The 18,918-nt window shown below is 59.0% G+C and carries 14 protein-coding genes; 4 read left to right on the top strand and 10 right to left on the bottom strand.

Features of this window, described 5'->3' with window-relative positions; genetic code table 11:
* Positions 1–74: 74 nt before the first annotated feature.
* From ACIPY9_RS00065 to ACIPY9_RS00085, 5 genes are all read right to left on the bottom strand, one after another.
* A complete protein-coding gene (locus tag ACIPY9_RS00065; protein ID WP_400696083.1) occupies positions 75–2,093 on the bottom strand; it encodes an acyltransferase family protein in 2,019 nt (672 codons plus the stop codon).
* A gap of 215 nt (positions 2,094–2,308) precedes the next feature.
* Positions 2,309–3,220 (bottom strand): alpha/beta hydrolase, encoded by a 912-nt coding sequence (locus tag ACIPY9_RS00070; RefSeq protein ID WP_400696085.1) that lies wholly within the window; start codon positions 3,218–3,220, stop codon positions 2,309–2,311.
* Positions 3,220–5,457, bottom strand: coding sequence for a TonB-dependent siderophore receptor (locus ACIPY9_RS00075; RefSeq protein ID WP_400696087.1), 2,238 nt, complete (start codon positions 5,455–5,457; stop codon positions 3,220–3,222). Before ACIPY9_RS00075 ends, ACIPY9_RS00070 begins: the two co-directional genes overlap by 1 nt.
* A 99-nt stretch (positions 5,458–5,556) precedes the next feature.
* Positions 5,557–6,900 carry a histidine kinase sensor domain-containing protein gene (locus tag ACIPY9_RS00080; protein ID WP_400696088.1) on the bottom strand — a complete coding sequence of 448 codons (1,344 nt, stop codon included), beginning with the start codon at positions 6,898–6,900 and terminating at the stop codon, positions 5,557–5,559.
* Entirely contained in the window at positions 6,897–7,637 is a 741-nt protein-coding gene (locus ACIPY9_RS00085; RefSeq protein ID WP_400696090.1) for a response regulator transcription factor, read from the bottom strand. The genes ACIPY9_RS00080 and ACIPY9_RS00085 overlap by 4 nt, the downstream gene beginning before the upstream one ends.
* Before the next feature lie 172 nt (positions 7,638–7,809).
* Between ACIPY9_RS00085 and ACIPY9_RS00090 the strand changes: the two genes are divergently transcribed.
* From ACIPY9_RS00090 to ACIPY9_RS00100, 3 genes are all read left to right on the top strand, one after another.
* Complete coding sequence (locus tag ACIPY9_RS00090; RefSeq protein WP_400696091.1) at positions 7,810–8,151, top strand: zinc ribbon domain-containing protein YjdM; 342 nt, start codon at positions 7,810–7,812, stop codon at positions 8,149–8,151.
* A 138-nt stretch (positions 8,152–8,289) separates the two neighbouring features.
* A complete protein-coding gene (locus ACIPY9_RS00095; RefSeq protein ID WP_400696093.1) occupies positions 8,290–8,733 on the top strand; it encodes a thiol-disulfide oxidoreductase DCC family protein in 444 nt (147 codons plus the stop codon).
* Positions 8,726–9,124, top strand: a complete 399-nt coding sequence (locus ACIPY9_RS00100) for a DoxX-like family protein (RefSeq protein WP_400696095.1) — start codon at positions 8,726–8,728, stop codon at positions 9,122–9,124. The genes ACIPY9_RS00095 and ACIPY9_RS00100 overlap by 8 nt, the downstream gene beginning before the upstream one ends.
* Here ACIPY9_RS00100 and ACIPY9_RS00105 read toward each other — a convergent pair.
* Positions 9,092–9,535, bottom strand: coding sequence for a universal stress protein (locus ACIPY9_RS00105; RefSeq protein WP_400696097.1), 444 nt, complete (start codon positions 9,533–9,535; stop codon positions 9,092–9,094). The two genes, ACIPY9_RS00100 and ACIPY9_RS00105, sit on opposite strands and share 33 nt — an antisense overlap.
* A 366-nt stretch (positions 9,536–9,901) precedes the next feature.
* Here ACIPY9_RS00105 and ACIPY9_RS00110 point away from each other — a divergent pair, with 366 nt between their 5' ends.
* Positions 9,902–11,104, top strand: coding sequence for a sugar transporter (locus tag ACIPY9_RS00110; RefSeq protein WP_400696099.1), 1,203 nt, complete (start codon positions 9,902–9,904; stop codon positions 11,102–11,104).
* Positions 11,105–11,146: 42 nt separating this feature from the next.
* Here ACIPY9_RS00110 and pcsA read toward each other — a convergent pair whose 3' ends face one another.
* From pcsA to ACIPY9_RS00130, 4 genes are all read right to left on the bottom strand, one after another.
* Complete coding sequence (pcsA, locus tag ACIPY9_RS00115; protein WP_400696101.1) at positions 11,147–11,866, bottom strand: phosphatidylcholine synthase; 720 nt, start codon at positions 11,864–11,866, stop codon at positions 11,147–11,149.
* Between the two features lie 85 nt (positions 11,867–11,951).
* Positions 11,952–13,967: an alkaline phosphatase D family protein gene (locus tag ACIPY9_RS00120; RefSeq protein WP_400696103.1), complete on the bottom strand. Its 2,016-nt coding sequence runs from the start codon at positions 13,965–13,967 to the stop codon at positions 11,952–11,954.
* 177 nt (positions 13,968–14,144) lie between these two features.
* Positions 14,145–16,532 (bottom strand): TonB-dependent siderophore receptor, encoded by a 2,388-nt coding sequence (locus ACIPY9_RS00125; RefSeq protein WP_400696105.1) that lies wholly within the window; start codon positions 16,530–16,532, stop codon positions 14,145–14,147.
* A 227-nt stretch (positions 16,533–16,759) separates the two neighbouring features.
* Positions 16,760–18,712, bottom strand: a complete 1,953-nt coding sequence (locus ACIPY9_RS00130) for an acyltransferase family protein (protein ID WP_400696106.1) — start codon at positions 18,710–18,712, stop codon at positions 16,760–16,762.
* Positions 18,713–18,918 lie beyond the last annotated feature (206 nt).

Genomic DNA, 18,918 nt, shown 5'->3' on the forward strand with positions numbered 1-18,918 from the left:
GACTCCTGATGGGGCTTGTGTAAGTAAAGCACTGCGAGGCGGGTCGTTCGACCGGGCCTTGCGTTCTTTGTCGGCTACTGCGCAAAAATGCTGCCGATCTGTCGGGCAATCAAGCGTGCGCCATTGTCGTTCAAATGGTTGAAATCCTTGTAATAGGAGTTCAGGTCGCCCAACAGGCAATATTGATCCTTGCAGAACACCTCATCCAGATTCACCAGCGCTATCGTCTTGTTGCGGCTGTCACGCTCGAACAGTTCGCGGGTGAAGCGTTGCAGGTCATGGTGTTTCTCGATGGGCACGGACAGCCGACTGATGATCTGCAACTTTTCCTCCCGGGTTTGCGCGTGATCCCGTGCCAGACGGTAATAGAGGCTCTTGGGATTGATCATCTGTTGCGGGACCTGGGCCACGATAAAGACTTCGACGCCGAGGCCCCGGTACGCCTGAACGGTTCTGTGCAACGCGGACTGGAACAGCGCACGTGAGGCTTCCCGGCTTCTTTCCTGGCTGTCGCGGGAAACCAGAAAGTATTGGCTCATCTTCCGGTCCCCATAATCGCCGTCTGTGTAGAGGGTCCAGCGTGACACCAGCACGACTTTCTTGATGTTGTGCTTCATCACGTACTCGAACTCACGGTTGGCCAGGGTTTCGCAGACGCCCGCTTCATAGTTGCCGTGGGCAACATCCACGCCCAGCAGCGGCAGGCAGCCTCCCAGTCCGATATGCACGATGGCTTCATTCCGTTCCCGGGCGATTGCATCGAATGTCGACAGCAAGGCTTCGGCATGGCTGTCACCAAAGATGGCCAGTTCCGGCGGGCGCCCCTTGTCGGCCGCTCCCAGCAGGCAGAAGTCGATGTCCCAGCCTTGGCCGCCATAGTGCCGGTCACAGCCATGGCGGATCTGCGGGTCGGCAAAGGCCTCGAATATCGCGGGGTCGACATTGAAGCGCTGGGTGAAGCCGTTATTGAGATAACCCGTCATCCCCAGCGCAATGAATAGCGTCGACGTTGCGCCACCGAACATGAAGACCTGGCGACGGCTGAAATGGCCTTTCTTGCGAAAGACCTGTTCCACAAAGCGCCAGCTCAGCCAGGCGAATACCAGCGACAACAAGGCCAGCGACAGCATCAACGGCAATCCCGGTTCGGTCAGGCTGACTTGCCGGGCAAAGGCAAACAAAGGCTGATGCCAGAGGTAGGCGCTGTAACTGATCATGCCAATCAGGACGAATGCACGCGTGCTCAGCAACCGGCCGACCCAGGTGTGCGGGGTGGCGAAGAGAATGATCAGCGCGGCCCCCAGCGTCGGCACCAGTGCATTGAGGCCGGGGAATGACGTACTGCTGTCGAAAAACACAAGGGCGTAGGCAATCAGCAGTGCGCCGAGCATTGTTGCCCCCTGGTTGAACAGGCTCGGGCCTTGGTGTCTGGGCTTCCATGAGAAATAAAAAGCAATGAACGAGCCGAGCAGCAACTCCCAGGCCCGGGCATGCAACAGATAGAACGTGTGGGTGGCGTCGTCTCGTGCGCCGAGTTGAGAAATCGTCAGGCTCGCCAGGGCAACGATCATCAACAGGCTAAACAGCCACTTGCGCCCCAGCCCCCAGCCCAGCATCAGGAACAGGGGGAAGAAAAGGTAATACTGCTCTTCCACCGCCAGGGTCCAGGTGTGCAGCAAAGGTTTGAGTTCTGCTGTCGCGTCGAAGTAGCCGCTCTCCAGCCAGAACAGCACATTGGATGAAAAGGTCGGGACGGCCACCAGGCTCTTGGCGAAGTATTTGAGGTCCGGCGGGTCGAGGATCAACCAGGCCAGGGGCAGACACATCAGCATCATCACGAACAGCGCAGGCAATATCCGCCGTGCGCGGCGTTCATAGAAGTTGATCAGCGAGAACGTTCCGGCCTGCATCTCGCCCAGAATGATCGAGGTGATCAGGTAGCCGGAAATCACGAAGAAGATATCCACACCGACAAATCCACCCGACAGCCCATGCAGGCCTGCGTGGAACAGAATGACCGGCACGACGGCGACCGCACGCAGACCATCGATTTCCGGGCGATAGTCGAGTGCCGGATTGTGAGAGAGACGCATGTGTTTGCCCTTTGATAGGGGCGTAGTGCGGTTACAGCGGGCTGCAATAGCTACCGCCAACGCGAGGCGTGGAGTGTTTTGATTGAGGGCTGCAAACGGCGTAATGGCAGGAGAGGTGATACAGACGCCGGTCATTTGTACAACAGCCGTTTTGAGCTGTCCAGCGCAGGAGCTGAACGACGAAGGCCGGGCGACCTTCGTTGTTCAGGGTGTCATCAAGGTTGCCGGTTGACCCATTGCAAGGTGTAACGCAATGAGGCATCCAGCATCGGGCCATGGCTCAGACCGGGGAAAACCTTGTATTGGTGGCTCAAGTGGCTCACGGACTGAAGGGATGCCAGAAAGGTCCGCGCTGCACGGTCTGCCGGTTGCTCCGTCAGTTGAATCGGAGGAGGGGCGGCAGGCTCCTTGTCGCCCCGCATCAACAGCAGATTGGCCTTGTGGGTTCCCAGTCGCGCTCCGAAGCCGTCCAGTTCCTGGTTGATCCAGCCATCGTTCCACCACAGGGAAGGGCTGGCCGCCGCATAGTTCTGAAAGTCTCGAGGACGAGTCAGCAAGGCATGCAGCACCAGCAGACCGCCGTAAGAGTGGCCCCATAACGTCTGACGCCGGGTATTGAGCGCGACCTTTTGGGCGACCGCCGGTTTGATGCGTGTCTGCAACAGATCGAGAAATGCATCGGCACCGCCGTTGGGCTGCCCGGTCAAAGGGTCGCGTTGCTCTCCTGAACCCGTAGAGGGCGTGTAGTCTAACGTGCGGCTGGCGCGGTCGATCCGGTTGTTCGTCGCGTACCCGATGACCACCAGAACGGGAGCGGCACCCTGGTCCAGCTGCTGCAACAGGTCCGGTGCCAGGCTGCCCAATGCGGCATTGCCGTCCAGCATGTACACCACCGAAAACCCTTCCTTGGGAGCAGAGCGTTTAGGGCTGGCGACCCAGACCCGGTAATGGCGCTGGCCGTCGACCGAGTCGATATCCAGTGTCTCGAAACGGTACGGCAGGTCCTGACGCTGCAACACGGCACCGTCCATCGGCTGCTCTGCGACCGGGCGTGCCTGAAGCGACGGGCTGCCCATCCACAGGACAGCCAGTGCCATGAACAGTTTTTTCAGGCTGTGGACTTTCATCAGAATGACGCCGTCAGGCTGGTGAACACCGTTCTGCCCGCTTCGTTGTAAGTCGCAGCCCCCGCGCCGTCGATGTTGGTGACACCCTGGGCGTTACCGGCGCGATACAGACGTTTGTCGAACAGGTTTTCAACCCCGGTTGTCAGGCTCAGGTTCTTGGTCAGCTCATAAGTGCCACTCACCCCGGCAATGGCGTAAGGCGACAACTGGTTATTGGCACTGCCGGTGACACGGTTGCCGTGATAGTCGTATTTCTTGGGTTTTTGCTTGCCGTACCAGGCCACATTGAACTGGAAGGACAAGTCATTGAGTGCCTGCCAGTCGAGCATCGAATTGACGGTGTACTCGGGCGTCACCGACAGCACATCGCCGGTTTCCTTGTTTTTCGATTGCAGCATCCAGGTGAAGTTATTGGTCCAGGTCAGCGCGTCGGTCAGCGGCAGGGTCAGGTTGCCTTCCAGCCCTTCGACCAGTGCTTCGGGGATGTTTTCCCAGGTGAAGATACTCGCATTGGCGGTGCTGCCACTGCCGCCGCTCGCGGTGCCGACGGGCGTCATGCCGGATTCGATCTTGTTCTTGTAGTCGTTGCGGAAGTAGGTCAGCCCGGCCACCACGCCGTCATTCTTGTACTCGATACCCAGTTCCTTGTTGATGCTGTTCTCGGCCTTGAGGTCGGCATTGCCCCGCAGGTAGCAACTGGTGGTTTGCCCGTAGCAACCCTGGCCGTTGCTGTACAGCAAGTAGTTGGGGTTGAGTTGATAGAGGTTCGGGGCCTTGTAGGCGCGGGCAATACCGGCTTTCAGGGTCCAGGTCTCGGTCAGTTCCTGAGACAGGTTGAGCGACGGGCTCCAGTTGTCGCCGACGATATCGTGATGGTCCACGCGCAGGCCCGGCGTCAACTTGGTGCCGGGGCGTATTTCCATGTTGTCTTCGACGAACAGCGACGAGATCCGCGCCGACATTTCGGTGCTGCGGTTGCTGCTCGACAGACCGGAAATGCTGCCCCCGGCTGTGGTGGTCTGGGTATTGGAACTTGGATCATCGAGTTTCTGTTCGACCCACTCGCTGCCCAGCGTGACGACCTGCTCGACACCCCAGTGCAGCGGCACGTTGACTTCGCCATGGGCGGTCAGGTCTTCCAGGACGGTGGTATTGAAGGCCGTGCTGGAAAAAATCCCCTCGGTGCCACCGGCCAGCCCTTCGCTGATGCGGTTGTTACGGGTCTTTTCGTATTGCAGGTAGGCCAGCGAGTCGCCCCAGTCCCAGTCACCACGGTGCGTGAAGGCATAGGTTTCGCGGAAGGTGCGATTGGTTTCCCGGCCCAGCAGTTGTTTGACCGAACTGTTGGAGTTGGTGTTTTGCGTATCACCGGTGTAGATGTTGCCCTGGCGGCTGTAGCCCGCCTCGAAGTCCAGGGTCTGCTGAGGAGACAGTTTCCAGCTCAGCATGGCTTTGACATCCTTGTTGCGCACGCCTTCACGGCCAGCGGGCAAGGTACCGGCCTGGGTGCCGATGCGTGTCGATTCATGACCGCTGTTGATGTCCCAGTCATCGGAGTCTGTCTTGGCCACATTGCCGAAGACGCGATAACTCAGGGTGTCGGTCAGCGGGCCGCTCAGGCCGAAGTTCATGCGTTTGGTCGCGCCTTCGTCGCCATGTTGCGGGAAGGAACTGTAGATCGTCGCCGAACCATGGGTTTCCGGGGTGGGCTGCTTGGTGATGATGTTCACGACACCGCCTGCCGCACCGTTGCCATAGCGGGCCGCTGCCGGGCCACGAATGACCTCGATGCGCTCGACCTGATCGGCAGGCACCCAGTTGCTGTCGCCACGGCTGTCCCGTTCCCCGCGCCAACCATAGCGCACTGAGTTGCGGCTGCCCACCGGCTTGCCGTCGATCAGGATCAGGGTGTTTTCCGGCCCCATGCCGCGAATGTCGATCTGACGATTGTTGCCGCGCTGGCCGCTGCTGGAGTTACCGGTCAGGTTGACGCCAGGCATGGTACGAATCAGTTGCGACAGGTCATTGGCGGGAGGACGCTTCTTGATGTCTTCGGCGGTGATGATCGACACGCCGGGGGCCTGTTTGATCTCTTCTTCGGCGGTCGCCAGGATGGTCTGTGCTTCCAGTTCCACAGGTTTGGCAACGGTTTCCTCTGCCGATGCGAGGTGAGGAAGCAGGCTGCAGGTGCTTAACAGCAGCGCGAAGAAGGGCAGGGGCGGCAGTCGCAAAAACATCGGTGATCTCCTGATGCAGCTTGTCTGGCTAATAGCATTTAGCCTTGAGAGATCGCTAATGATAGTGAGATGCAAATGCGAGTAAAGCGCATTAACTTTCTAAACATTTGCCGCTTGCAGCCTGATATTCATGCGCAGGCCTTGATGGCCGCGGCTGGCCCACAGCGTGCCATTCTGCAGCTCGATCGCTCGCCGGGCGATGCTCAGCCCCAGCCCGAAGCCTTTGCCTTGAGTTCCGTCGAGCCGTAGAAAAGGCTCGAAGATACGCTGCAGGTCAGCCTCTGGAACTCCGGGGCCCTGGTCTTGCAGGCACAGCTGCCAGTGATCGCCATCGCGCACGCCCGACAAACTCACGATGCCTGTTTCGGGAGAGTGGCGAATGGCGTTTCGCAACAGGTTCTCCAGCGCCTGGGCAAAGCTGTCCAGGTGAGCCAGCACCACGCAGTCGGCGCTCAGTTCGCAGGGCAGCCTTGAAGCGGGCCAGCCGCTCTCGAACATGGCATCTGTGATCAGTGCTTCCCAGACCGACAGCACGACGACAGGTTCGAGCGGCAGATCCGGACGCTCGGTCTCGAACCAGGCCAGGTCCAGCGAGTCATCCACCAGCCGCTGCATGTCGTCCACTTCCCTGGCCAGGCGTTGCTGCAATTGCTGCGCAGGCAATTCGCTCTCGCTGGCGATACGCAGCCGTGCGAGGGGCGTGCGGATCTCATGGGACAGGGTACGCAATAACTGGCGCTGCTGTTTCAGGCTTTGTCGCAAACGCTCGGCCATGTGCTCGAAGGCGCGGGCCAGCTCTCCCAGCTCGTCGCGCCTTCTGGAAACCGAACTGTCGATGACGCTGTCCAGGTCATCGGCACGCAGGGCGTTGGCGCGTTCACGCAGGTCAGATAACGGGACGACCAGTTGCCGATAAAACAGCAGCCCCAGCACAAACGCGAGCAAGGCCGGGACGACCCAGTGAGTGAACAGGTGCGTCCAGGGCGTCAGCCCGGCCGGTAACAGCCGCTCGGGCAACTGCATGACCAGACGGCCCTGTTCGGGGTGAAGGGGAAATTCGATGCTCACAAACGGCAGTTGATCCTGCAGGCGTCGGCTCATGGGCCAGTCCAGCTTGCGCATGAACGTCAGGTGACTGCTTTCTTTAGCGCTCAGGGGCTGTGTGCCCAGGCTTTGCAGGTGCGGCCCGATGACGGCGACCCAGGTTTTCTCACTCTGTTGCAAGGCCTCTCGCCAGCGTTCCAGTCGCTCGGGATCGCGGCTCTGCCAGACCTCTTCGGCCTGTTGGGCGTAACTGGCGAGTCTTGCCTGATCAGCCGGGTCCAGAAAGTAAGTGCTGCGCTCGACCTGCAGGCTCCAGCTCCAGATCGCCCACACCAGCAACAGGCAGAACCCGACCTGCGCGAGGGCCAGCTTCCACAGCAGTGAATGGCGCAGGCTCATCCGTCGGCCTTTACCTGAACCAGCACATACCCCTGATTGCGCACGGCCTGAATCGATAGGTCATGCACATCAATGGCCGTCAGCTTGCGGCGCAGATTACAGACATGAACGTCCAGGCCACGGTCCAGCCGCGTATAGCCCCGGTGCAGGACATGCTGATACAGAAACGCCTTGCTCAGTGGCTCGCCCATGTGTTCCTGAAGCGTGACCAGCAGACGAAACTCCGAAGCGGTCAGGCCGGCAGCCCGGCCCTTGGCTGAAACATCCTGCGCCACGAAATCCCTTTGCAAGGCGTCCGAAGCCGCGGAAGGCAACGGTTCCCAGCGTCGACGATCCAGTGCGACGCGCCGCAACAGGGCATCGACCCGGGCATCCAGCTCGGCAAGGCTGAACGGCTTGGGCAGGTAATCGTCGGCACCTTGGGTAAAACCGCTGATGCGATCCTGCTCGGCCCCCAGGGCCGACATCAGAATGACCGGAATCCCTTGTTCGCGGCGCAGGCTGGCCAGCACGTCCAGCCCGCCCAGGCCTGGCAGCATGATGTCCAGCAGCACCAGGTCGAATCGCTGCCCGCTGGCCAGTTGCAGGCCGAGATCGCCGCGCTCGCTGCTGGACAGCGCGAAGCCTCTTCGTGTGAAGTGTTCGCTCAGGTGGGTACGCAACTGCACATCGTCTTCAATCAGAAGCAGATGGACAGGCGTTTCATCAGGAGATGTTTGCGGATGAGATTTATTCACAGTTGCGATCATCTCATTCACGACCCTGTGCGGCAACGTTCCGTTTCTGAAAAACACAGGTCCGGGGTGTTGCGCAGAACCCGCGCAGGCTGCACTGCCGATGCCCGTTCCCCTAAAAGATGAAAAGCCCTTTATAATCCATGGTTTTTCCCCCTTCGATGTGAGAAACACTGTGAGCTTACCGTCCTGCCCGAAATGCAATTCCGAGTACACCTATGAAGACGGCACAATGCTGGTCTGCCCGGAATGCGCCCATGAGTGGTCTGCTGACGGCGACAGCGCTGAGGCTTCCGATGACGTGAAAGTCATCAAGGATTCCACCGGCAACGTGCTGCAGGACGGCGACACCATCACCGTGATCAAGGACCTGAAGGTCAAGGGCTCCTCGCTGGTGGTCAAGGTCGGCACCAAGGTCAAGAACATCCGTCTGGTCGACGGCGACCACGATATCGACTGCAAGATCGACGGTATCGGTGCCATGAAGCTGAAGTCCGAGTTCGTCCGCAAGGTCTGATACGGCTCACACTTCGCGTGATTTGAAACGCCTCGCTGGTCGCCTTGATGACCGCGAGGCGTTTTTGTTTTCCGGGCATACTGGCTTCATTCATGTGGCTTCAGCGGTAAAGTGTCGGTTCTTCAAGGAGAACACTGTATGCCTTCAACTCCCGCTCCCTATTTGCAGGCCGATGAGTGTGTCGTGCTCTTCGATGGCGTCTGCAAGCTGTGCAATGGCTGGGCGAAATTTCTCATTCGTTACGACACTTCCCGGCGTATCCGGCTGGCGGCCGTTCAGTCCGCTGAAGGGCAGGCGCTGCTGAAGTGGGCGGGGTTGCCGGTCGATCAGTTCGACACCATGGCCGTGATCCTCAATGACTGCCTGTTCCTGCGTTCCGATGCCTTTCTTCAGGTCATGCGCCAGATGCCACGACCGTGGTCCTGGCTGGTGGTGTTACGCATTGTTCCCCGTCCCTTGCGCGACTGGCTCTACGACCGCATTGCCTTGAATCGCTATCGCCTGTTTGGCCGTTACGACAGTTGCCTGCTGCCCACGGCGGACCATGAACAGCGTTTTCTCAAGGCGGCTGCTCATGAGTGAGTTACAGCGTATTGCCTGGGTCGCCCGGGCGGGGCTGGCGCTGATGTTTTTCTACCATGGCTTGGTGCCGAAGATTCTCTGGCTCAGTCCGGGAGAGGTCGAGATGATCCAGTCCCATGGTTTCGCTGATGTGCAGTGGGTGGCCTGGCTGAGTGGCGTCGCGGAAATAGTCCTGGCGATCTGTTTGCTTTCCGGGCGTTTCAAGCGGGCGTCAGTAATGGTCAGTGCCGTCGTGCTGGCCGGCTTGCTGATCGACGTGGCCCTCATCAATCCCCACTTTCTGGTGCAGGCGTTCAACCCGGTGTCTTTGAACGGCGCGGGCCTGGCCTTGTGCGCCGTGGTCTGGCTTGCCGAACGTTCAACGCACCTCGACCAGCACCGGGCAGGGTGAGGCATTGAGGATCTTGCCGCCGACGGAGGGGTCAAGCAGGCGGCCGAGAAACGTCAGATGGCGATGCCCGATGACGATCAACTGGCTGTCGATCCGTGTGGCTTCTTCGCAGATGGCCTGTGCAGGGTCGCCGGTCAGGGTCTGGGCGGAGCAATGGATGCCCCGTTCCTGAAGTTGCAACAGGGCGCTTTCAATGAGGTCTTCGGCATGGTGCTGCTCAGTGGCGGCCGCCGGGTACTCCTGATTGGCGAACAGGCTTTTGCTGTCGTCCAGCGCATAAGCCGGGTCCAGTACGCAGACCAGATGCAGGCGTGTATCGTCACTGGCCGAACGGGCAAAGGAACTGGCCAGTTCCAGCACCTTGCGGCTTTGCGGGCTGCCATCGAGTGCGACCAGAATCGTTTTGAACATGCAGGCTTCTCCTCGTGATCGGCCAGTCTGCATGCCCATCGGCCCTCGGTAAATGCTGCGGGCTGCAACTATAAAATGCACCTGACGCAATCCTGATGTGTGTGCGTTACCGGCTGTCAGCGCATCGGGTTCATGACTGATCGACTGGTTGTGATCCCTGTCATCCAGACGTAGAATTCCGGCCATCCGGTTATATCCCCATACCCACAAGAATCCACCTCGCACGCTGCGCTCGATCATCAGTTCATGAGCGGGGCGTTTTTGCGTTTGTGTTCCGGTATCGGGGCTGGCCTGAGTGTGTTGTACAGGTGCTGTGTCCAGGCATGGCGAACGGCCCGAGGGTCGTCATATTCCTTGAGCGTCTTAATGAATACACCCCCAGAGGTCCGTACCGGTAGCTGGCTTGGCGTCATTGCCCTGGCCCTGGCTGCCTTCATTTTCAATACGACCGAGTTCGTGCCGATTGGCCTGTTGAGCAATATTGGCGAAAGTTTCGACATGACCACGGCGCAGGTCGGCCTGATGCTGACCATCTACGCCTGGGTCGTCTCGTTGATGTCCCTGCCGATGATGCTGATCACGCGCAACATCGAGCGACGCAAGTTACTGATCTGCATCTTCATCCTGTTTGTCTTGAGTCATGTCCTCTCGGCCACGGCTTCAAGCTTTGGTGTCTTGCTGGTCAGCAGGGTCGGTATCGCCTTCGCCCACGCCATTTTCTGGTCGATCACGGCATCGCTGGCCGTGCGTATCGCGCCGCCGGGCAAGCAGGTTCAGGCGCTGGGGTTGCTGGCGACGGGCACTTCGCTGGCCATGGTGCTGGGCATTCCGCTGGGGCGGGTGCTGGGTGAGGCACTGGGCTGGCGCACGACGTTCATGGGGATCGCTGGTATTTCCGCGCTGACCGTATTGCTGCTGAGCCGCACATTGCCGTTGCTGCCCAGCCAGAACTCCGGCTCGCTCAGGAGCCTGCCGATCCTGTTCAAGCGTCCACGTCTGGTGACGATCTATGCCCTGACCGCGATTGTCGTCACGGCGCATTTTACGGCGTACAGCTACATCGAGCCTTTTGCCCAGACCGTGGCGCATTTGAGCGGTGAGATGACCACCTTGTTGCTGCTGTTGTCTGGTGGCGCGGGGATTATCGGCTCCATCGTGTTCAGTCTGTTCAGCAGCCGCTTCCCGAATGGCCTGTTGATCGCCGCCATTACGCTCGTTGCCCTGTGTCTTCTGATGCTGCTGCCGCTTTCGACTCAGGCCGCGGCCCTGGGGTCATTGAGCGTCGTGTGGGGGATGGCCATGATGTGCTTCGGGCTGTTGCTGCAAGCCCGGGTCCTGACCCTGGCACCGGATGCCACCGACGTTGCAATGTCCCTGTTCTCCGGTATTTTCAATATCGGTATCGGCGGCGGGGCCTTGTTGGGCAGTGTGGTCAGCAGTCAGTTGGGCGTTGCGGAGGTGGGCGTCGTGGGCGGCCTGGTGGCCGTCGGCGGGTTGCTGCTGTGCTGCGTCAGCACTTATCTCTTCAGCAAGCAGGACGCTGCCGCGGTGGCAGACAGCAAGTGCTGAACGGCAGGGGCGGTTGCAACCTCAACCGCCCCTGTATGTCCCTCAGGCCTTGAGCCTGCCCAGCCATTCCAGCGACGTTCTCCAGATACATATCCCCAGAAAATAGGCCGACATCGCGAACCACAGCCCCATCATGACGGGGCCGTTATGGGGATGGTTGATGATCAGCAAGGCGCTGCTCAGTAACCAGACCGTAGTGACCGCGATATTGATCGGCATGAATTTTCGCACGCGAAACGGGTGCAGAAACTTCATGCGGGTCAGGGTCAGCAGTGCCAGGGCCACAATGGTCAGGAAGGTCGCCCACGGAGTTGGCGACAGGATATAGAGAGACAAGGCGACCACGTTCCAGGCTGCCGGAAAGCCCTGGAAATAGTTGTCCTTGCTTTTCATGTCCACGTTGCAGAAGCAGAACAGCGACGACACCAGAATGATCGAGATGCTCAAGAGCAGTGTGAATTCCGGCAGCGGAATGTAGCGATAGATGAACAGGGCCGGAATAAAGACGTAGGTCAGGTAATCGATCACCAGATCCAGTGCCGAACCGTCGAAGTGTGGCAGTACCGAGTGGGTATTGACCTTGCGGGCCAGCGAGCCATCGACCCCGTCCACGATCAGGGCGACACCCAGCCAGAGCAGGCAGGCCTTGGGCTCGTTGTTGAACAGGGCAATGGTGGCCAGAAACGCAAGGACCACGCCGGTGGCGGTAAAGCCATGAGCGCCCCATGCGTTAAGTCTGGCTATGCGTTGATTGGTTATCACGGGACGCTCTCCAGAAAGTAATGCGTGTCAGGGGTGCCGCAACCTGACCGTCAACACCTATCGACCTGATAAGGGGCGAGAAGGTTCAGCGGCGACCGTCGCTCGTTTCCCGGTCATTCTCCAGAAAACGGTTATCCACAGAAGGCCGCTCGTCCTTGTATTCATCCGGCTCGACGAAACAGGTGGGCGCCGAGCCATCGGCATTGAGCTGATGGATCAAGGTCGGATGGCCTTTGTCATTGAAGAACACCTGCCCCACACCTGCCGAATTCCACAGGCGCTCACCGGCCTTGCTGTGCGCAGGCGTGCGGGGAATGACTTTCATCCGGCGCCGCTTGGTGAACCAGTTGAGCGGGGAGCGGGGTGAGTATAGCCAGCGATTGAGGCGGTCGAAGATATCGAGCAGGCGACGGGGAAACTCGTTCTTGATACCGCTGCTGGTGATCTGCCAGATACGCGGCCCGCCGCTGCGATGGCGGATGAGAATTTCATAGACGAATGAGTAATGCACGTCGCCCGAAAGGATGACGTAATTGCCCGGTGTTCTGGAGTGGCGAAAGATATTCAGGATGACCTGCGCCGCGCCCCGGTGTGCCATCCAGTTTTCCGCGTCCACCAACAAGGGGTAACCGAGCCAGCTGAATACCCGCTGTATCGTTTCGATCAGCTTGACCCCGAAGACCGGTGCCGGTGAAACGATGATGGCGGCCGGGTGATCGATCAACTCCTGTTGCAGCTCACTGAGGGCTTCCCAGTCCAGGAGGCCTGACGGTTGATTGAAGTTCGACTCACTGCGCCAGCGGCGGGTGCGGGTATCGAGTACCACCAGCGCAGGACTGGTGGGCAGGACGTAATGCCATTGCTGAAAGTGCAGTAATCGGTCGATCAGCGTGTCCTGGGTCTTGCCGAGCCATCGGTTATCACGGGCTGTCACTTCGGCGCTCAATGCCTGAACATCTTCCATGAGGTCATCAAACGCGTCGGGATTGTTGCCCCATCCCTGACACAGCAGGTAAGCGAACAGGGCGTTGCCGATGATGCGCTTCGAGAAGGGGTGGCCATAGGCGCTTTCTTCCCAGTTGGCCGACAGGTTCCAGTCATCGGTGACGTCATGGTCATCGAAGATCATCAGGCAGGGCAGGTGCGCCATGGCTCGGGCCGCACCGCCCAGACCGTTCCGGAAATCATCGATGAGGCGTTGTTCTCGGGTGTAGCGATCACGTTGTTCGGCCTCGAGTGTCGGCATGTCCGGTTCGATCAGCGTCCAGGGTGTCGGCGACCAGACCAGCAGGTACATCGCCATCACTTCGGCCAGGGTCACCAGATGGTTATCCGCCGAACTGCTGGTGAACACCGGCTTGCTGACACCGCCAAAGAAGCGCTCACGCAGTGTCTCGTTGCTTTTCAAGGCCGGGAGCAGATCGGCGCGCTGGTAATAGCTGGCCGGGTGCCTGTAGAGATCGGCGCTGTCCTCGACCACGGCACCTTCGAGTGTTTCCCCGAACAGGCCCAGACGTTCGATCAAGGCATGAATCGCCCGCAGCATGGGGCCCGCCACATCGTCGGCGTAAATCTGATCGCCGCTCATCATCAGCAAGGCCGGACGCTCCAGCGGATCTCTGCTATCGGCCAGCAAGCGGTCTACACACAGCAAGCCTTCGGCAGCAGGATGATGCGGTTTGCGGCATGAGCCGTGAAGCATATGGTCGATCTTGCTGCGCACGACAAAGTCGGGGGTGCTGGCACCGGCGTACAGCAAATGAGGCGCCCAGTCGGCGATACCGCTGTGCTGCTCATCGTCGATGAGCAGGTCGTACTCGATCAGAACGTCTTTGGGCAGCCCGGTATCCAGTCTGAGATCGATCAGGTGCACAAAGGCATGGCGGCCGACCGCGATCACCGTGCATTGATCGGCATTCAGCGGAAAGTCCGTACTGCTTCTTTGCCCGTTGGCGTCGGTGAATTGCAGACGCAAGGTCAGGGAAAGTGCTCGCGATCCTGTCAGCCACAGCACCAGACGGTCTGCTTCCTGACGGCGCAAGAGCGGGCCTGCGAGTACGGCGGGTAAGGGCGTGAGCGGCGCGGCGGGATCTACGGGCATCCTGAGTTCAGGTCCTGACTGAATTTCGACCGGAAATAGTAACGCAGGCTGTGTGAAAAATTCCTTCTGGCCTGTCAGGCATTCTGGTCAACATATTTCAGAATGGCAGGCATGAAAAAGCCGATGCCAGAAGGTCTGGCATCGGCTTTTCAGAAGTGTCTCAGCTCGTCAGAGGGATCAGAGTGTCCACTTCAGGGAGAACATCAGGTTACGAGGGTCGCCGTAGACGCCACTGCCTGTACCGGTCGGAATACCCTGCCAGTATTTGGTGTCGAACACGTTGTTGAAGTTGACGCGACCATCCCAGTGCTCGTCGAACTTGTAGCCAGCCATCAGGCCGACGACCGAGTAGGCATCCTGGGTAGCGTAGCCTGTGCCGACACGGTTGAAGGTTTCGCTCTGGGCAAGGATGTCTGCACCGACACGCCATTTGCTCAGGCTGCCTTGCAGGTTATAGCTGGTTGCGGCCTTGAACAGGTGTTTAGGCTGTTCAGGTGCGAACAGACGGCCTTCGTTACGCTCGGTTGCATCCTTGACGTACTGGCTCAGCACGTAGGTATAAGCGGCGGAGAACTGCCAGTTTGGCGTCAGCTCACCGCTGATTTCGGTGTCGATACCGCGGCTGCGGACTTCACCGGCTGCTCCATAGCAAGTCTGGTTGGCCGCTGCCAGGGCCGGGCACGCCGTTGCCTGGTTTGGCAGTTGGTAGGCACGATTTTCCTGGACCATGTCGAACAACGCGACCGAAGCGTTCAACGCACCGTCGAAATACTCTCCCTTCAGACCAACCTCGTAGCTCTTGCCTGTCATCGGTTCAATGACAGAGCCCGAGGCATCGTTGTTGTTCTGCGGCTTGAAGATTTCTGTGTAGCTGGCGTAGACCGAGTAGGTGTCGTTCAGGTCATAGATGACGCCCGCATACGGGGTGACTTCCTGAGTGACCTTATAATCGCTGGTACCGCTGCGATCGTCGTAGTCATACCAGGTCAGGCGGCTGCCGACGATGATATGCAGTGGATCGATCGGGTTGAAACGGGAAACCGCATAGAAGGCTTCTTCCGTTGAAGTGTTCTTGCTCTGGTACGGGTTGCGGTTGGACAGCGAAGGCTTGGCGATGACGCTGTGGCTGAAGTTGTAGATATCCACCGATGGGGAAGCAGCCCACCATCCGCCGACCTGATCGAATTTCTCCTGACGACGGCTCGCACCGATGGTCAACTCGTGCTCACGTCCGAACAACTGGAACGGGCCGGAGAGGGAGGCGTCGAGGTTGGTCTGCACGTCCGTGGTGTCATATTGACCGGAGGATTGTGTAAAGCCGGTCGCACCGCCGTAGTTCAGGTAGCTGGAGAAAGTATTGGACTCGGCCCAGATTCTGGCCGCGGCCAGCTTGGCGTTCCAGCCATTGTCGAAACGGTGGGTCAGGTCGGTGAATACGCTGACGTTGTCGCGATCCCAGTAGGCCCAGTCGTTACTCAGGAAGGTCGAGCGTGACAGGTGCAGGTCTTCGCCATTGGCGCCGGACGGCAGGCTACCCCAGTCGGAGGTCGCGTCGTCACGCTGCTTGGAAGCACCGATGCTCCAGGTGGTCGCGTCGTTCAGGTCGGCTTCCAGAATCCCGTAGAAAGTCTGGCGCTGTTTTTCGCGCTCGTCGACGAAGCTCTTGCCGTCTTCATAGGCCGCCACGACACGGCCACGAATGTTGCCCGCGTCGTTCAGCTTGTTGGACGCATCGACTTCGGTGCGATAACGGTCCCAGCTACCGGCGCTGGTGGTGATGCTCACCTGCGGCGTGGCGGTAGGGCGCTTGCGCACCATGTTCAGCGTGGCCGACGGGTTACCGGCACCGGTCATCAGACCGGTGGCACCACGTACCACTTCAACGCGGTCGTAGATGGCCAGGTCGGCTTCGGAAATGGTGTCCTGAGTGAAGGTCCCCAGGCTGCTTGGCAGGCCGTCATACATCAGGTTGTCGATGGTGAAGCCGCGGGCCAGGAACTGTTGACGGTCCTGACCGAACTTGCGCAGGGTCACGCCCGGAGCGTACTTGACCACGTCGTTGACGTCGTTCATGCCCTTGTCGTCCATGCGCTGGCGCGTGATGACACTGACCGACTGAGGCGTTTCACGAATCGACAGCGGCAGCTTGGTCGCGGTGTTCATGGAGCCTGTGGTGTAGGAGTTGGTGCCTTCAGTGGTGGCGACGCCTGTCAGGCTGCTGCTGTCAGCATTGATGTTCACATTGCCCAGGGCCACCGGGCCTTCGGCCTGCTGTGGAACGACCTGTGCAGCGTTGCCCTGGACGTTGGCTTTCAGGCCGCTGCCTGCCAGCAACTGGTTCAGCGCTAGTGCAGGTTCCAGAGTGCCCTGTACGGCCGGGGCCTGTTTGCCCGCGACGGCCTTGGCGTCGAAGGTCACTTGCAGGCCGCTGATCTGGCTCAGTTGAGTCAGGGACGTCGACAGAGACTGAGCTGGCAGGTTCAGACTGACGGGAGCTGCCAGGGCAAGGGCCGACAGGCCTAGTGCCATGGCACCAGTCAACGCGGGGATAAAGGGACGAAACATCTCGTGATTATTCCTGAAGGACAATGAAGACAAATCGGCTTTGTAGAGTCACAGCGAGGGGCGCCTGACGAAACAAAGAGCAACGTTTAGGCACAGGATTTAACAATTTTTTCACATCCATGTAAATAGAAACGATTTGCAATTGCTCTTGTGTTTGTATTTGTCTCCGTAAAACCCTGATTTTACGGGAGATGATTGGGAGGGTATCCGCTGGAAAAACGGCAGAATTAGTCGCTAATTGCCATCTTCAAGGGCTCGCTCAGCAACCTGGAACCTGAGGCGCTGAGGTGGTTGTCATCCAGGTAGTAGGTGTTCTTGCCTTGGCCAATCTTGCAGGTGGTTGTGTTACAAAAGTAGAGTTTGGTGCGAATGACTTTCAATATTCCTTGTCGGGTTTCTTTGTCCAGCATGAGCATCTCGCCCTGATCCCAGGTATCGATTGCAGCCCTGGGAACGTGATCCCCCACGGAACTGATCACTGTTTTGACGTGCCCGAACATCTGGATGTCGGGCACTTGTTCGAGAATGAAGAGTTGGCTCGCGGGCGTGGAGCGGGTGAAAAACGTGACGGTGGCGTTCAGGCCGGCGGCGACGACCTGTTGGGGTGTCAAGCCGGTTTCGCCCGTCTCGAGGTGCAGCAGATGATGCCGTTTCTGCAGGACGTTCTTCTTTTGCCAGCCGTGCATGTACAGGGTCCATCGGCCGACGAGAATGATCTTCTCGGGTTGTAGGTGAGCGACCTGGCTGGCGTACGCCTGCAACTGGCCCGGCTTGTCGCAGTTGGAACTGTTGCCGATGCCGTCATAACGCTCGACCCCGACCAGGGGAGGACAACCGGGTATCGAGATGAACATGTACGTTCGGTCTGGGTCTTCGTTGAAGGCATTGATCAGTGGCAGTACATGCGAGTCGCCGAACAGAATCACCAGCCTGCTGCCGGTGCCGATCTTCTGGCAGATCAGCGCCGGGCCGACCATGTCATGACCGGTGCAATCCTGAATCTTCGTTGCAAAGGGATCGACTTCGGGCGTGAAAGCCCTGTTCAGTGTGCCGCCAATGCCCAGAAGCACCACGATACCCGTGCTGGCCCAGGTGAAGACCCTCGCCCGGGACATCCGTTTCTTATGACGAAAGGGGGCTTCGATGTATTTCCAGCTGACCCACGCCAGGGCAAACACAGCCGCGATCAGCAGCGGGAAGATGAAGGCATCGTGGGCCGTGAGTTGAAGCGGTGACAGCCTGTAAAGGGCAAAGACTGGCTGGTGCCACAAATAGGCGCTGTAAGAGAGCAGACCAATACCGACCAGCGGTTTCAGCGAGAGCACTTTGCCTGTCAGGCAGAACGGTGTTGCGTACAGAATGATCAGGCACGTGCCGACGACCGGTACAAGGGTGTAAAGGCTGGGGAAGGGCGTGGTGTCGTCGAACGCGAGGATTGAATACAGCACCATGCAAACGCCGATGACCGCCAGCGCCGCCTTGTAGCGATGCCGTGACGATTCCTCTGTGCCCGGCTTGAACATCAGCATCGCCACGAGCGACCCCGCCAGCAATTCCCAGGCTCGGGTGGGAAGCAGATAGAAATTGACGGCCGGATGATAGGTCGCCGCCCATTCGGCTAATGCGAGCGACACACAGGTGATGCACAGAAGGAGCAGGGTCAGGCCCGTTCTCCTGAGTTTCCAGGCCAGGATCAGAAACAGTGGGAAGAAAATATAATATTGCTCTTCGACGGCCAGGCTCCATGTATGCAGCAGGGGCTGCTCGGTCGCGGCCGGGTCGAAGTAATCCGTGTTTCTCCAGAAAAACAGATTGGAGGCGAACACTGCGACCGACATGATGCTGCGTCCCAGGTTCTGGATGTCGCTGTCCAGCATCCAGACGAGGGCAAACGGCAGCGTGGCGATGATCACGAAAAACAGAGCGGGCAAGATGCGACGTGCGCGACGCTCATAGAACGAGAGAATCGAAAAGTTGCCCTGGGTGATTTCTGTCGCAAGGATGGACGTGATCAGGTAGCCCGATATCACGAAAAAGATATCGACCCCGACAAAACCGCCGGAAAAGAACGTAAAACCGGCGTGAAACAGAATCACGGGCAGCACGGCCAATGAACGAAGCCCGTCGATTTCGGGGCGGTATTTCACGATACGCTCGGGCTGGGCTGCGCTTGATTTCATGAGTGCCTGATATCGAAGTTGATTGAACTCGAAGGTGGCACTCAAATTGAGGGCACTGCATTCACCGTTCTTCACCATAGGAAGACGGGGGGCTGGCATCAAATTGATAGCTTGCATGCCTCGTTGAAATCACGCTGTCTTTGCGGATGTCAAAGTTGTGACAAGCCTCGGTACGGCAGAGCGCCTTGATAAATTGCATTCACGAC

The organism is Pseudomonas sp. NPDC089734 (assembly GCF_044748865.1).
GTDB lineage: Bacteria > Pseudomonadota > Gammaproteobacteria > Pseudomonadales > Pseudomonadaceae > Aquipseudomonas.